This window comes from Caulobacter sp. Root655, from assembly GCF_001427665.1.
GTDB lineage: Bacteria > Pseudomonadota > Alphaproteobacteria > Caulobacterales > Caulobacteraceae > Caulobacter.
The window spans coordinates 159,887-175,062 of record NZ_LMHC01000026.1 but is presented as its reverse complement, the minus strand read 5'-3'; the positions used below and the strand labels follow the sequence as shown (position 1 = coordinate 175,062).

General features: G+C 67.7%; 11 protein-coding genes. 3 read left to right on the top strand and 8 right to left on the bottom strand.

Annotation, left to right across the window (positions count from 1 at the left end; all coding sequences use genetic code 11):
• The 6 genes from ASD79_RS21535 to ASD79_RS21510 all read right to left on the bottom strand — a co-directional run bounded on the left by ASD79_RS21535 (position 1) and on the right by ASD79_RS21510 (position 5,542).
• A complete protein-coding gene (locus tag ASD79_RS21535) occupies positions 1 to 1,095 on the bottom strand; it encodes a homocysteine S-methyltransferase family protein (protein ID WP_056725478.1) in 1,095 nt (364 codons plus the stop codon).
• Positions 1,092 to 1,967: a CAU/MBL1b family subclass B3 metallo-beta-lactamase gene (gene blaCAU / locus ASD79_RS21530; RefSeq protein WP_156400621.1), complete on the bottom strand. Its 876-nt coding sequence runs from the start codon at positions 1,965 to 1,967 to the stop codon at positions 1,092 to 1,094. The genes ASD79_RS21535 and blaCAU overlap by 4 nt, the downstream gene beginning before the upstream one ends.
• Positions 1,964 to 2,908 (bottom strand): methylenetetrahydrofolate reductase [NAD(P)H], encoded by a 945-nt coding sequence (metF, locus tag ASD79_RS21525; RefSeq protein ID WP_056725476.1) that lies wholly within the window; start codon positions 2,906 to 2,908, stop codon positions 1,964 to 1,966. Before metF ends, blaCAU begins: the two co-directional genes overlap by 4 nt.
• Positions 2,905 to 3,882, bottom strand: a complete 978-nt coding sequence (locus tag ASD79_RS21520) for a metalloregulator ArsR/SmtB family transcription factor (protein ID WP_056725474.1) — start codon at positions 3,880 to 3,882, stop codon at positions 2,905 to 2,907. The genes metF and ASD79_RS21520 overlap by 4 nt, the downstream gene beginning before the upstream one ends.
• A 62-nt stretch (positions 3,883 to 3,944) precedes the next feature.
• Entirely contained in the window at positions 3,945 to 4,313 is a 369-nt protein-coding gene (locus ASD79_RS21515) for a VOC family protein (protein WP_056725472.1), read from the bottom strand.
• 269 nt (positions 4,314 to 4,582) lie between these two features.
• Entirely contained in the window at positions 4,583 to 5,542 is a 960-nt protein-coding gene (locus ASD79_RS21510; protein ID WP_056725471.1) for a 2-hydroxyacid dehydrogenase, read from the bottom strand.
• Positions 5,543 to 5,804: 262 nt separating this feature from the next.
• Between ASD79_RS21510 and ASD79_RS21505 the strand changes: the two genes are divergently transcribed.
• Positions 5,805 to 6,218, top strand: coding sequence for a hypothetical protein (locus ASD79_RS21505; protein ID WP_056725469.1), 414 nt, complete (start codon positions 5,805 to 5,807; stop codon positions 6,216 to 6,218).
• Positions 6,219 to 6,243: 25 nt separating this feature from the next.
• Here the strand turns inward: ASD79_RS21505 and ASD79_RS25255 are convergent, their stop codons facing one another.
• The gene (locus ASD79_RS25255; RefSeq protein ID WP_056725467.1) at positions 6,244 to 9,966 is read right to left on the bottom strand and encodes a calcium-binding protein; all 3,723 of its coding nucleotides are present in this window, start codon (positions 9,964 to 9,966) and stop codon (positions 6,244 to 6,246) included.
• Positions 9,967 to 10,107: 141 nt separating this feature from the next.
• On the bottom strand, positions 10,108 to 11,775 hold the full coding sequence (ettA, locus tag ASD79_RS21495) for an energy-dependent translational throttle protein EttA (protein ID WP_056725464.1): 1,668 nt from the start codon (positions 11,773 to 11,775) through the stop codon (positions 10,108 to 10,110).
• Between the two features lie 239 nt (positions 11,776 to 12,014).
• On the opposite strand from ettA, the gene ASD79_RS21490 reads away from it, so the two are divergent.
• Positions 12,015 to 12,614 carry a cation transporter gene (locus ASD79_RS21490; RefSeq protein WP_056725460.1) on the top strand — a complete coding sequence of 200 codons (600 nt, stop codon included), beginning with the start codon at positions 12,015 to 12,017 and terminating at the stop codon, positions 12,612 to 12,614.
• Positions 12,615 to 12,760: 146 nt separating this feature from the next.
• Positions 12,761 to 15,136 carry a TonB-dependent receptor gene (locus ASD79_RS21485; protein ID WP_056725457.1) on the top strand — a complete coding sequence of 792 codons (2,376 nt, stop codon included), beginning with the start codon at positions 12,761 to 12,763 and terminating at the stop codon, positions 15,134 to 15,136.
• Positions 15,137 to 15,176: the final 40 nt, after the last annotated feature.

Here is a 15,176-nt window from a genome sequence, read left to right as displayed (position 1 = left end):
TCACGCCAGCTCGAACGGTTCCAGGCCCGCCAGGCGCATGGCCTTCGGGCGTTCCGGAATAGCGCGCGGCTTCACGCCGCGCACCTCGTCGGCCACATGCTTGATGTGGTCGGGCGTCGTGCCGCAGCAGCCGCCCAGGATGTTGACGATGCCGTCCTTGGCCCATTCGTGCAGTTGGTGGCCGGTCTGGTGCGGCTCCTCGTCGTACTCGCCCATGGCGTTGGGCAGGCCGGCGTTGGGATAGGCGGCCACCAGGGTGTCGGCGATGCGGGCCATCTCGGCGATGTGCGGCCGCATCAGGTCGGCGCCCAGGGCGCAGTTGAAGCCGACGGCGAACGGCTTGCAGTGCTTGATCGAGTTCCAGAACGCCTCGGCCGTCTGGCCCGACAGCGTGCGGCCCGAGCGGTCGGTGATGGTGCCGCTGATCCAGATCGGCAGTTCCTCGTAGCCCTCGTCGACCAGGTCCATGATCGCCTTGATCGCGGCCTTGCAGTTCAGCGTGTCGGTGATGGTCTCGATCAGGAACAGGTCGACGCCGCCGTCGTGCAGCGCCGCCACCTGCTCGCGATAGGCCTGGTACACCTGGTCGAAGGTGACCTTGCGGGCGCCCGGGTCGTTCACGTCGGACGACATCGACAGCATGACGTTCAGCGGCCCGATCGAGCCGGCCACGAAGCGCGGCTTTTCAGGCTCCTTGGCCAGCCATTCGTCGGCCACCGACCGGGCGATGCGGGCGCCTTCGTAGTTGATGTCGCGCACCACGTCGGCGCCCAGGCGGTAGTCGGCCTGGGCGATGGTGGTGCCGCTGAAGGTGTTGGTCTCGGAGATGTCGGCGCCAGCCGCGAAGTACTGGTGATGCAGATCGGCGACGATGTCCGGCCGGGTCAGGCACAGGATGTCGTTATTGCCCTTCATCTGGCCGTCGTAGTCGGCGAAGCGCTCGGCGCGGTAGTCGGCCTCCGACAGTTTGCGCTTCTGGAACATCACGCCCCACGACCCGTCGAGGATCAGAATGCGTCGCTTGGCGGCGGCCTTGAGGGCGGCGATGCGGCCTGTTCTTGTCGAAAGATCGGGGGGCGTGGTCAGGTCGGTCATTTGGCGGCGTCCTGTTGCCGGGCCAGTTCGGTCTCGAAGGCCTTGCGGGAGGTCTCGACGTACTTGGGCATTTCGGTGGGGTCGATGAAGGCGTTGACGTCGCCGTTCAGCATTTTCCGGCGCTTGTCCAGCAGGTGGCCCTGCTCTTCGTGACTGGGCAGCATCACGTCGGTGGGCAGGACCGCGAGCTTGGCGAAGGTGGCGCGGTAGTCGGCGACGATGGTCTTGTAGGTCCTGTTGCCCACCAGGACGTTTCCGGCCACCGAGGTCGAGCAGTTGAAGGTGACATTGAGCGGCCGGTCGCGGTCGATCACCTGGGTCGTCCAGGTGGTGCAGCCGATCGTGTGGCCCGGCGTCAGATGGGCGACCAGGGTCGTCTCGCCCAGCTTCAGCTTCTGTCCGTCGCCAAAGGTCTTGTCGACCTTCACCGGCGCGAACGGCGTCAGGCCGTTGTCGTTGTCGCCGAAATGCTGGCCCTTCTTCAAGGCCGGTTCGTCCGGGCGCGAGGCCCAGACCTTGGCCCCGGTATCGGCCTTCAACTGGGCCAACCCGCCGGCGTGATCGAAGTGGGCGTGGGTGTTGATCAGGATCTTCACGTCCGAGAGCTTGAAGCCCAGGGCGGCGATATTGGCCTCGATCAGCTTGGCCCCCGCGGGCGAAGGCCCGCTGTCGAGCAGCACATGGCCCTCCGAGGAGGAAATCAGCCAGGCCGACAGCCCCTCCGAGCCGACATAATAGACGTTGCCGACCACCCGGTAGGGGCGGATCGGCTTGTTCCAGTTGGACGGCGGATCATCGGCCAAGGCCATCGCCCCCGGGACCGAGGTCGCCAGGATCAGGGCCGCCAGGAGGATCGACGCCGCCCGTTTCACGCCGCGGCCTCCGAGCTGGCCGGCGCGGTCTCGCGCACGCCCAGCACGCGGCAGATCGCATAGACCAGGTCGGCCCGGTTGAGGGTGTAGAAGTGGAAGTCGCTGAAGCCCTGCTCCTGCAGCTTGGCGCACATCTCGGCGGCCACCGAGCAGGCGATCAGGCGGCGGGTGTCGGCGTCCTCGTCCAGGCCGTCGAACAGATTGGCCAGCCAGCCGGGCACGGCGGTGCCACAGGCCTTGGACATCTTCACCAGGCCCTTGAAGTTGGTCACCGGCATGACGCCCGGCACGATCGGAATGGTGATCCCGGCCTTGCGCACCTGATCGACGAACCGCAGGAAGGCGTCGGTGTCGAAGAAGAACTGGCTGATGGCCAGGGTGGCGCCGGCGTCGACCTTGGCCTTCAAGACCTCGATGTCGTGGGCGATCGACGGGCTCTCGGGATGCTTCTCGGGATAGACCCCGACCAGCACGTTGAACGGCGCGATCGAGGTCAGGGCCGAGGTCAGTTCGGTGGCGTTCTTGTAGCCGTCCTCGCGGGGCACGTAGACGCCGCCGATGCCGCCCTCGCCGGGGGGCGGGTCGCCGCGCAGCGACACCACGTGGCGGACACCGGTTTCCCAATATTCGCGGATCACCTCGTCGACCTCGGCGCGGCTGGCGCCGACGCAGGTCAGGTGGGCGGCGGGCTTCAGGCTGGTTTCTTCCAGGATGCGCTTGACCGTGCGGTGGGTGCGCTCACGGGTCGAGCCGCCCGCCCCGTAGGTCACCGAGACGAAGGCCGGGTCCAGCGGGGCCAGGCGGTTGATCGCCGCCCACAGGTTCTCTTCCATCTGCTCGGTCTTGGGCGGGAAGAACTCGAACGAGACGCGCGGACGGTCGGTGCGTTCGCCGGCGCGAGCGACTGGACCGATGACGCGGCGGGGGGCGGGAGCAGTCATGCGGCGCTTCTTTCGGCGGACGTGGTGGCTGAACGGCGAGCCGTCCAGATCTTGACGGTGAGCCCCTCGGCCGAGGTCGGCGGCAGGGCGATGTTGCTGCCCGGAACCAGGCCGGCGTCCTCGATCCAGGCGGCGATCTCGGCGTCTTCGAAGCCCAGGCGGCGGTGCTGGTGAACCTCGCGCAGGAACTCGTGGTCGTGCGGGGCGAAATCGGCGATCAGCAGCAGGCCGCCGTCGGCCACCAGGCGCGCGGCCTCGGCCACGGCGGCGGCCGGATCGCCCAGATAGTGCAGCACCTGGTGCACGGTCACCAGGTCGGCGCAGCCGCCCGGCAGGCCGGTGGCGAAGATGTCGCCGTGACGCAGCTCACATTGGCCGAGGCCAGCCTTGGCCACCTCGTCGCGGGCGATGTTGAGCATCTGCTGCGACAGGTCCAGCCCCAGGGCTGCGTTGGCGCGACTTCCGAACAGCGTCAGCATGCGGCCGGCGCCCGCGCCCAGGTCGACCATCTCGTCGAAGGGCCCCTCGCCCGCCGCCTGCAGGATGGCGGCCTCGACCTCGGCCTCGTCGACATAGAGCGAGCGGATCTCGTTCCAGCGCGCGGCGTTGCGCGCGAAATAGGCCTGGGCGCCGGCGGTCCGCTCGGCCCGCACCAGGGCCAGCTTCTCGGCGTCGGCCCGCGCCGCGGGGTCCTCGATGTCGATCAGATCCAGGGCCTGGCCGACGAGCGCCCGGCCTGGCGACTTCAGCGCCAGGCGGTAGAACACCCAAGCCCCGTCGGGAAAGCGCTCGACCAGGCCGGCCTCGGCCAGGAGCTTCAGGTGGCGCGACACCCGCGGCTGGCTTTGGTCGAGGATGCGGCACAGCTCCAGCACCGACAGCTCCTCGGCGGCCAGCAGGGCCAGCACCCGCAGGCGGGTCGATTCCCCGGCCGCGCGCAGCAGATCCACAACCTGTTCGGAAGACACCTTCATGAGGACATAAAGATATCTTTATGTCCTATTTTGCAAGCCTAATCTGTTGCTCCGCTGGCCTTTCAAGCCCCCCGGGGAGCCGGCTGCCAGAGTTCGATCTTGATCCCGGCGGGGTCGACCAGCCAGGCGAAACGGCCCATGTCCTCGTCCTGCCGGCCGGTCGGCGACACGCCTTGCGCCGCCGCCTTGGCCAGGATTCCGTCCAGGTCATCGACGATGAAGTTGACCATGAACGGCGCGTCCGACGGCTCGAAATAGCGGGTGTCGGCGTCGAACGGCGACCAGTTGGTCCCGCCGACCCTGGGATGGCTGAACACCACCCCGCCCCAGTCGAGGACCTCGAACCCCAGCACCCGCGCGTACCAGTCGCGCACCGCGGCGGGGTCTTGCGCCTTGAAGAACACCCCGCCCAGGCCCAGCACCTTGGCCATGATTCAGATCTCCGCCGGATCGTGGGCCCCAAGTTCCCGGGCCCAAGCTACCGACCAATCGATCAAGGGCGCAAGGGCCTCGTGAATAGTCTGCGGGGTTTCACGCTCAACCAAGCACCCCCTTATGTTGTCATCCCGGAAGCCTCGTAGAGGCTATCCGGGACCTAGGGCCGCCGCACCGCATTCGCCCAGTCCCCTGGGTCCCGGCTCTTCGCTTCGCTACAGCCGGGATGACAACAAGAAATAGCTCTAGTCGGGCCCGGAACGCTCTAGGCGTCCACCGGCGAGGCCAGGGTCTCGCCCTTGAAGAACCGGCGCAGGTTCTCGACCGTCAGTCCGACCATGGCGGGGATGCTGTCCAGCGTCGCCCCGGCCGTGTGGGGAGTGAGGACGGTATGCGGCACGCCGGCCCAGCGCGAGGCGGGGGTCGGCTCGTGGTCGAACACGTCCAGCCCGGCCATGCCCAGGCGGCCGTCCTTGAGGGCGGCGATCAGGGCGTCCTCGTCGACCAGCGAGCCGCGGGCCACGTTGACCAGAAGCCCCTGAGGCCCCAGAGCCTCGATGACCGCCTGGTTGATCATGTGGCGGTTGGCGGCGTCGGGCCGGGCGCAGACCACCAGGATGTCGCTGTCGCGAGCCAGGTCGAGCAAGCTCCTGGCGCGCGGCAGGTCGGTCTCCTTGGGGCGCGGGGCCCACCACGAAACCTTCAGCTCAAAGGCCTCCAGACGGCGGGCCACGGCTTCGCCGATATGGCCCAGGCCGACGACGCCGGCCTTGCGGCCGCGCAGGCCGTGACGCGGGCTCATCCGCTCCATGCTGGTCCAGTGGCCGCTGCGCAGCTTCTGGTCGCCCTCGACGATGCCCCGCCAGGCGGCCAGCATCAGCCCGACCGCGTGGTCGGCGACGTCGCCGGCGTTGAGGCCGGTCGAGTGGCTGACCGAAATGCCGTGCGCCTTGCACCAGGGCACGTCGATGCCGTCATAGCCGACGCTGACGCAGGCGATCAGGCCCAGGCGCGGCATCTCCGACAGCAGGTCCTTGGGCAGCACCATCTCGCCGGCATGGACGATCGCCCGCACCTGTCGCCCCGGCCCGTCCAGGAAAGCCAGACGATCAGGATAGTCCCACAGGCGATGCACCTGATACGCGCCCTCCAGCAGGGGTTGCAGCGGCATCAGCATCTCGTGTGAGATCAGGATGTGGGGCTTCTCGGCGGGCGTTTGTGGCATGCGATTCCTCTTACCCGAGATGGGGTTTGCTCTTGAAAACGCAAGCTACTCCAGTTGCGGCGGGGCGCCACCGGCAACCGGCTTCATAGTGCTTCCAGATGGGCCCGACACGGAACCGGTCAGCGAAACTCGCGACGCGAACCCGGGTTCCGCGCCACCCTGCCCGGGCGTCTCCAAGGCCACGCTGTGAACTGCCGTCGCCCTCAGGGGTTTTGCCTACCGACGCGCCTCACCGGCGCGCCCAGTCCTGGAGGAATTCCCCATGATGCTCAAAACGCTCGCCGCCGGCGCCGCGCTGGCGATGCTGGTGTCCGGCGCGGCCTCCGCCGCGCCGAAAGCCAAGGCTTCCGCCGCCGTGGCCGCCCCGAAGCAGCCGATCCCCTACGCCCAGCTCGACGCCTATCTGAAGGCCTCGCCCAAGGCCCGGGCCAATACCGACTGGTGGAGCGGCTCGGCCTCGACCGGCATGTCGGCCGACACCTCGGCCACCATGCCCGCCGCCCCGACCACGCCGGACGGCGCGGTGAACCCGCCGACCTCGTCGACCATGCCCACGGAACCGGCCCCCGCCATGCCGGCCACCCCGCCGACCATGCCGGACGCCACCACGCCGGCCCCGGGCTCGAACCTTCCCGACACCACCATCCCGCCCGGCGCTCCGACCGAACCGAAGTAGCCTCGGCTCCTGACGGCTTCCGGCTTCAGAGCACGAAGTCGGAGACCGTCAGGCTCAGAAAGTTGCCGGATAGCAAGATCCGGCCGTCCGCGAACGTATCACCATCGAGATAGAGGGTGACGGAGGTTTGGTTGGCGGCCGTGTCGTAGGCCAGGACCACATCGCCGAAATGGTCGGCGGTCGCGCCCAGGTGGAGAGCCTGGCGCCCGTCCGCCCACATGTTCCCGTCCAACACCGAAAGATCTATCCGATCTCCTCGGGCGAAGTCGGTGATCAGGTCAGCCCCGTACCCCCCGTCCCCGGCCCCCGAATCGCCAAAACCGAATACGAACGTGTCCGCTCCCGCGCCGCCCGTCAGGATGTCGGCGCCGCGCCCGCCAATCAGCACATTGGCTCCCGCATCGCCCGTCAGCCGGTCGTCATAGCCCGAGCCGATCAGGTTCTCGATCGAGATCAGCGTATCGACGCCGGCGCCTCGGGTCTGCTGCTCTTCCAGGATCGTGAGGTCGATCTCGACCGCCCCCACCGCCCACTCGTAGCTCGCCGTATCGCGTCCCACGTCGCCGAACAGGGTGTCGTCGCCCGCCCCGCCGATGAGCATGTCGTCGCCAGCGCCGCCCCAAAGGCTGTCGGCGCCCGTTCCGCCGTCCAGATAGTCGTTTCCGCCACCACTGATCAGCCAGTCCAACCCACCGCCGCCGCTGAGGTTGTCCTCCCCGTCCCGGGTGATGATGATGTCGTCGCCGCTCCCGGCGAAAAAGCCGAGGGACTCCACGCCCGTCACCCGGGCCGCCACGGCGTCGTCCATCTTGATGACCGTAGTCTGGTCCGGCGCCGCCAGGGTAAAATCGAAGCGTCCGGCCACTAGGGTGAAGTCGAGCACGGCCGTGTCGTTTCCGGCCCCGCCGTCGATCGTGTCATCCGACCATTGATAGACCCACGCCGACCAATTGGGTTGCTGGGCCTGGGTCGGGCCGGCCTGCACGTAGATGTAGTCGTCGCCGTCGCCGCCGATCAGGACGTCCTGTCCCTGGCCACCGTACAGCAGGTCGTCGCCGCCCCCGCCATAGACCCGGTCGTCATCATAGGGGAACGGGTCGGAGGGGTCCGTCGGCCTCTCGGCGTCGGCGAAGAAGGCGTCGTCGCCCGCGCCGCCGACCAGCACGTCGGAGAGCCCTCCCGTGTGGAGAACGATGCCCGTGTCGTCGCCATAGAAGTGAACAGCCGGCCCGGTGATCACCGCATGCTCCACCTCGCTGAGGCGCAGCAGGCCGATCTCTTGTTCATCTCCCGGCGCACTTCCCGCGCCGATCACCAACACGCCGTCGGGATCGAGCGGTGCGACCAGCTGGACGCTGTCGTCGCCCTCTCGGCCATAGATGTTTAGCGTATGCTGCAGCATCGCCGGATCGAACGTCAGGGTGAACACGTCATCGTCGGCTCCGCCCGACACCGCCCAGAGATTCTGCGTGGCGCCGGCGGCCAGCCCTCCGACGAAGAACGCGTTCTGGCCCCAACCGTCTTCGAGATAATTGTCCTGAAGGGCGCCGACCAACGTGTCTCGCCCGGCGCCGCCGTGCAGGTCGTTGGCGCCCCCGCCGCCGCGCAAAACGTCGTCGCCATCGCCGCCGTCGAGATAGTCGTCGCCCTTGCCGCCAACCAGGGTGTCGTTGCCCGCATCGCCGAACAGGACATCGTCGCCATCCGCGCCGACGCCCATCAGCACACCGCCCCACAAGGTGTCGTCGCCGTCGCCGCCCCCCAGGACGTCGTCCCCGGTTTCACCGATCAGGACATCCGCCCCGCCCCAGCCGCCGATCGAGTCGTTGCCGGCCATGCCGACCAGCGCGTTGCTGCCGTCGTCGCCGTACAGGCGGTCGGCTCCGCCACCGCCGAAGATGTCCTCGATCGAGATCAGCGTGTCGATGCCGAGGTCGTAGAGGTACTGGGGTCCGGCGATCTTCAGATCCACCGTCACCCCATAGGTGGCGTCGCCGTAGTCGGCGATGTCGCCGGCGTTGGCAAACACGATCTGGCCGGACGGCAGGGTGAAGAGACTGGCCATGCCCTCGCCGCCGACACCGCCATCCAGCACGTCGAAACCGGTTCCGCCGCGCAGGATATCCCTGCCGGCCCGGCCGCGGAGCGTATCGTCGCCGCCCCCGCCACGGATCGAGTCCGCCCCGGAGCCGCCGTACAGCGTATCGCCATAGGCCGAGCCTTCCAGCCGCTCGATGTTCTTCAGGGTGTCGATTCCGCCGTTGCCGGTGTTCTGGGCGATCTGGATCGCCAGGTCGACCGTGACGCCGCCCGTGTTGTAGCGGTAGCTGACAAGGTCGTTGCCCGCCCCGCCGTCGATCAAGTCATCGCCGCCGCGCGAATAGAGCGTGTCGCTCCCCGCGTCACCATAGAGGTCGCTCGTGGTGCGCTCGCTCGCCAGCGGATCGCCGTCGCGCGCCGTCAGGGCGTCGTCGCCGTCGCCGCCGTGCAGCACCGCGCCGCTCACCAAGCCCTCCAGCGCATCGTCGCCGACATCGCCGAACAACATTTCGCCTTCGACGGTGTCATTGCCGTCGCCGCCGCGAACCACATCTCCGACGCCGCCGTGCAAGACGTCGCTTCCCGCGCCGCCTTCGATCACGTCGCTGTCGAGACCGCCATAGATCAGGTCGTCGCCGTCGCCGCCGCGCAGGGTGTTGCCGCCGCGTCCGCCCCCAGCACTGCCGCCGTAGATAAGGTCGTCGCCGCCGTTGCCTTCGATCAGGTCGCCGCCGCCCATGCCGTCCAGGTAATTGGCGTTGTCGTCGCCGATCAGGGTATCGGCGGCGAAGGTGCCCGCCAGGTTCTCGATGCCGACCAGGGTATCCCAGCCCGCGCCGCCGGTGTTCTGGACCACGCCCTGCAGCAGCAGGCTGACGGTGACGCCGATCAGGCCGTCCTCGCCGCCGGTGTAGAAGATGGACGGGTTGAAGTAGCTGGCGAAGTCCACGCCCGCGCCGCCGTCGATATAGTCGTCGCCGTGGCCGCCGCCCAGCACATCGTCGCCGACCAGGCCGTAGAGGTGGTCGTCGCCATAGCCCCCCACAAGAATGTCCACGGCCGCGCCGCCGGTCAGGATGTCGTTTCCGTCCATGCCGTACAGCTTGGACTCGCCCGGACCGCCCTTGACGACGTCGTTGCCCCCACCGCCCTGGAACTGCACCCGCTCGACATGGATCAGCGATCCGCCCCACGCGCCGCCCAGTTGGATGACATTGAGCTGATCGGCCAGGCTGTTGTCGAAGCTGACGGACTGGGCCTGGCCGCCGTAGATCAAATAGGCGATGTCGTCGCCGGCCCCGCCGTCCAGCGTGTCGCGCCCGCCGCTAAAGGCGGTCTCGCCGCTGAAGTAGAAATAGGGCGCGTGGCCATACTGGGCGAGCTGATAATTCACGCCCCAGGCTATGCCGGTGTAGAGCGCGTCGTCGCCATCGCCGCCGTCCAGCAGGTCGTCGCCCCAGCCTCCGCCCAGGAAGTCGTCGCCAGCTCCGCCGTACAGCTGGTCCGCGCCCCCCGGCGACGAATAGTCGAAATAGGATTCGCCCAGGAGGATGTCGACCCCGTCGCCGCCATGCAGCACGTCGGCGCCGTCGCGGCCGTTCAGGATGTCGTCGCCGCCGAGGCCATCGACGATCTCGGCGCTGGCGTCGCCGTCGTAGACGTCAGCCCCCTCGGTGGCCGCCGTTCCCTGCGCCCAAGCTCCCGGCATAAGTCCCCCGACCACTAGCACTTAAGGTTGATGTGAAACTCACCCGCTCGCCGCCGTCAACCTCCAGCAACGCTTCGGAGACGAATAAAGGCGCGACCCTCTCGGGCCGCGCCTTGGGGTCGTGATCCTGAAGACCGTCCTCTACCGCGCGAACTTCTGGAACTTGATGCGCTTGGGGATCAGGCTGTCGGCGCCCAGGCGGCGCTTCTTGTCTTCCTCGTACATCTCGAAGTTGCCTTCGAACCATTCGACGTGGCTGTCGCCCTCGAAGGCCAGGATGTGGGTGGCCAGGCGGTCCAGGAACCAGCGATCGTGGGAGATGACCACGGCGCAGCCGGCGAATTCTTCCAGGGCCTCTTCCAGGGCCTGCAAGGTTTCGATGTCCAGGTCGTTGGTCGGTTCGTCCAGCAGCAACAGGTTGCCGCCGGTGGCCAAGGTCTTGGCCAGGTGGACGCGGTTGCGCTCACCGCCCGACAGCAGGCCGACCTTCTTCTGCTGGTCGGCGCCCTTGAAGTTGAAGCTGCCGACATAGGCGCGGCTGTTGATCTCGCGCTTGCCGACGATCATCACGTCGGTGCCGCCGCTGATCTCTTGCCAAATGGTCTTGTTGGCGTCGAGCGCGTCGCGGCTCTGGTCCACATAGGAAAGCTTGACCGTATCGCCGACCTTCACCGTGCCCTGGTCGGGCTGTTCGCGGCCGGTGATCAGCTTGAACAGGGTCGACTTGCCGGCGCCGTTGGGGCCGATGACGCCGACGATGCCGTTCGGCGGCAGGCGGAACGACAGGTCCTTGAACAGGACCTTGTCGCCATATTCCTTTTCCAGGCCTTCGACTTCCAGCACCAGATTGCCCAGGCGCGGGCCGGGCGGGATCTGGATGTGGGCCTGGGTCTGGGCGGCGCGGGCGTTTTCCTGCGCGGCGACCATTTCCTCGTAGCTCGCCAGGCGGGCCTTGGACTTGGACTGACGGGCCTTGGGGCTGGAACGCACCCACTCGAGTTCGCGGGTCAGGGCGCGCTGGCGGCTGTCGGACTCCGACTGCTCCTGCACGACGCGCTTGGTCTTCTGCTCCAGCCAGCCGGAATAGTTGCCCTCGTAGGGGATGCCCTTGCCGCGATCCAGTTCCAGCGTCCACTTGGTGACCTGGTCCAGGAAGTAGCGATCGTGGGTGACCAGGATCACGCAGCCCGGGAAGTTTTCCAGGTGGTGCTGCAGCCAGGCCACCGACTCGGCGTCCAGGTGGTTGGTCGGTTCGTCCAGCAGCATGATGTCGGGCTTGCTGAGCAGCAGGCGCGCCAGGGCGATGCGGCGCTTCTCACCGCCCGACAGGTCTTCGATGCTGGCGTCGTTGGGCGGGCAGCGCAGGGCGTTGATCGCCATTTCGACCTTGGAGTCGATGTCCCACAGGTCGCGGGCGTCGATGATCTCCTGGAGCTTGGTCATCTCCTCCATCAGCTCGTCGGAATACTCCTCGCCGAGCTTGTTGGCGCATTCGTTGTATTTGTCGAAGATCAGCTTGTCTTCGCAGTCGGCGATGACGTTGCCCCAGACGTCCTTGGTCGGGTCCAGCACCGGCTCCTGCGGCAGATAGCCTCGGCGGATGCCCTCGGCGGCCTTGGCCTCGCCCGAGAACTGGTCGTCCAGGCCGGCCATGATCTTCAGCAGGGTCGACTTGCCCGAGCCGTTGACGCCCACGACGCCGATCTTGGCGTCGGAATAGAACGACAGCCAGATGTTCTCGAAGATCTTCTTGCCGCCGGGGAAGGCCTTGGTGAGGCCCTGCATCTGGAAAATATATTGCTGAGCCATGAGGGGCGTCGGTCTCGCTGAATCTGGATCGGGGGTCGGGCGCTGAAATAGCGGTCGCGAACCGTTTGCGCAATGACACCGGGCGCCACGTCGCGGGGCGGCGGTCACCGAGGGTGTTACACGATAACATCGAGCCCCTGCTGGAACCCGACGGATCGGTTTAGGGATCTTCGGCCAAATCGCGACTGTCCGCCAAGACTACATCCAGGCTAAGACCGCTGTCGCGAGGAGGCGCCACCATGTTGACTGACGAGGGTCTTGGCCGCGCCGTGCGGCTCGTCGCGATCCTGAACCTGGCCTATTTCGGGGTGGAGTTCGGCGTGGCGCTCCACATCGGCTCGGTCTCTCTCCTGGCCGACAGCGTCGATTTCCTCGAGGACGCCGCCGTCAACTTCCTGATCTTCGCGGCGTTGGGTTGGAGCATGCGACAGCGCGCCCGGGTCGGCATGGCGCTGGCGGGCGTTCTGCTCGTTCCCGCCCTGGCGTTCCTTTGGGCGCTATGGCGCAAGTATGCCGACCCGGCTCCCCCGTCGGCGATCCCGCTCACCATGACCGGCGGCGGCGCGCTGATCGTCAATCTGTTTTGCGCCTTCATCCTGGCCCGTTTCCGTCACCACTCGGGCAGCCTGACGAAGGCCGCGTTCCTTTCGGCCCGCAACGACGCCCTGGCCAATATCGCGATCATCGCCGCCGGCGTCGCCACCGTGTTCACCCGCTCTCTCTGGCCCGATGTCGTCGTCGGACTGGGCATCGCGGCGATGAATGTCGATGCGGCCAAGGCGGTCTGGAAGGCGGCGCGCGACGAGCACCGGGCGGCGCCGGTGGAATCCCGCCCCTAGGGGCGGGACCGAAAACCGTCATCCTACCGTCGCACCTCCGTCAGGAACCCGACACGGAACTGTCGGCGCACCGTCGCCGGCCGCTGTTACCCGGACGCCCAAGCCGACGCCGCTCCTCCCCTTGAGCGTCGGCATGGGGACTGAACATGAGACAACACCTGATGTTGGGCGCGGCCGCCTGCGCCCTGCTGCTCGCCGCGCCCGCCTTCGCCGCCGAAACCCCCGCCGCCGAGGCCCCGGCCGCCGCGACGGGCGCTGACGCCGACGCGACCGCCGTCGACGCCATCATCGTGCTGGGCCAGGGCCAGAGCCGCCAGGTCCAGACCATCAACGCCACCCAGATCGAAGTCCTGGCCGCCGGCTCCAGCCCGCTGCGCGCCATCGAGAAACTGCCCGGCGTCAGCTTCCAGTCGGCCGACGCGTTCGGCGCCTACGAGTGGTCGACCCGCGTCGCCATCCGCGGCTTCGACCAGAGCCGCCTGGGCTTCACCCTGGACGGCGTGCCGCTGGGCGACATGAGCTACGGCAACTACAACGGCCTGCACATCAGCCGCGCCATCGCCAGCGAGGACCTCGGCCGGGTCGAGCTGGCCCAGGGCGCCGGCTCGCTGTCGACCGCCTCGACCTCCAATCTCGGCGGCACGCTGCAGTTCTTCTCGCGCGCGCCCTCGGAAGACTTCCACGTCCGCGCCGACGCCACGGCCGGCTCGGACTCGATGTACCGCCTGTACGGCCGCATCGACACCGGCGCCCTCGAAGGCCTGGGCGGCCTGCGCGCCTATCTGTCGGCGGCCGACCAGAAGACCGACAAGTGGAAGGGTGGCGGCGAGCAGAAGCAGCGCCAGTACGACCTGAAATTCGTGCTGCCTATCGGCGACGTGGGTTCGATCACCGCCTTCTGGAACCACTCCGAGCGCCGCGAGCAGGACTACCAGGACATGTCGTTCGACATGATCAAGCGCCTGGGCCGCGACTGGGACAACTTCCAGCCCGACTGGAACAAGGCGATCGGCGTCGCGAGCGTGCTCAACAACCCGGCCAACTACGCCGGCGCCACGCCGCTCCTGAGCGGCGGCTACTGGACCGGCGTCGGGACCAACCCCTACGCGGCCTACGGCGTCGCCACGCCTGACGACGCCTACTACGCCGGGGCCGGCATCCGCGACGACGACCTCTACGCCGTCACCCTCGAGCAGAACCTGGGCGACCGGGTTCGCGTCGACCTCACCGCCTATGGCCACAAGAACAAGGGCCAGGGCCTGTGGTACACGCCCTACACCGTCAGCCCCGGCTACGGCACGGCCGGCTCGACCGCCGCGCCGCTGTCGATCCGCACCACCGAATACGACATCGACCGGGCCGGCCTGATCGGCAACGTCAATGTCGACCTGGGCGCCCACGCGCTCAGCGCCGGTTTCTGGATCGAGGACAACGACTTCCACCAGGCCCGCCGGTTCTACGCCGAGACCCTGGCCAAGCCGACGCGCGATCCTTTGGACTTCCAGTCCAACCCCTTCGCGACCTCGTGGGAATACCGGTTCAACACCCGCACCACGACCGGTTACATCCAGGACGTCTGGACGCTGAACGACGCCCTGAAGGTCAATTTCGGCTTCAAGGCCCTGAAGGTCGAGAACGAGGTTTCGACCATCGCCGGCGGCGCCATGAACGGCAAGATCGAGTCCAAGGACAGCTTCCTGCCGCAGGTCGGCGCGGTCTATGACCTGAAGAACGGCGTCGAGCTGTTCGGCGGCTACACCGAGAACATGGCCGCCTACGTCTCGGCCGCCACCTCGGGTCCGTTCGCCTCGCAGAACCAGGCGGCGGTGAACTACATCCGCGACAACCTGGAGCCGGAAACCTCCAAGACCTTCGAAGGCGGCGTCCGCTACAAGAACGACCGCTTCCAGGGCGTGGCGGCGGTCTATCACGTCGACTTCGAGAACCGCCTGGCCAGCGCCAGCACGGCCCCGCCGATCCTGGGCCTGCCCGCCGTGCTGTCGAACGTCGGCGCCGTCGAGACCAAGGGGATCGAACTGGCCGGCCAGTACCGCCTGACCGACGCCTGGTCGCTGTACGGCTCCTACGCCTACAACGACTCCCAGTATAAGGACGACGTGCCCGGAGCCGGCGGCACGGTGGCCATGCGCACCAAGGGCAAGGACGTGATCTTCACGCCCAAGAACCTGCTGAAGGCCGAGCTGAAGTACGACCAGGGCGGCTTCTACGCCAACCTCGGCGTTAGCTACACCAGCTCGCGCTGGTACACCTTCGAGAACGACGGCGGCAAGGTCGACGGCTTCACCGTGGCCGACCTGACGGTGGGCTACCGCTTCCAGGCCACCGAGGGCTTCCTGCAGGGGCTGGAAGTGCAGGCCAACGTCACCAACCTGACCGACGAGGACTACATCTCGACCGTGGGTTCGGGCGGGGCCAGCAAGTCCGACGTGTCGGGCACGGCCATGACCCTGCTGCCGGGCGCCCCGCGCCAGGGCTTCGTGACGGTGCGCAAGACGTTCTAGGCGCCAAACGGGGACACACGAAGGGCCGGGAGGCGACTCC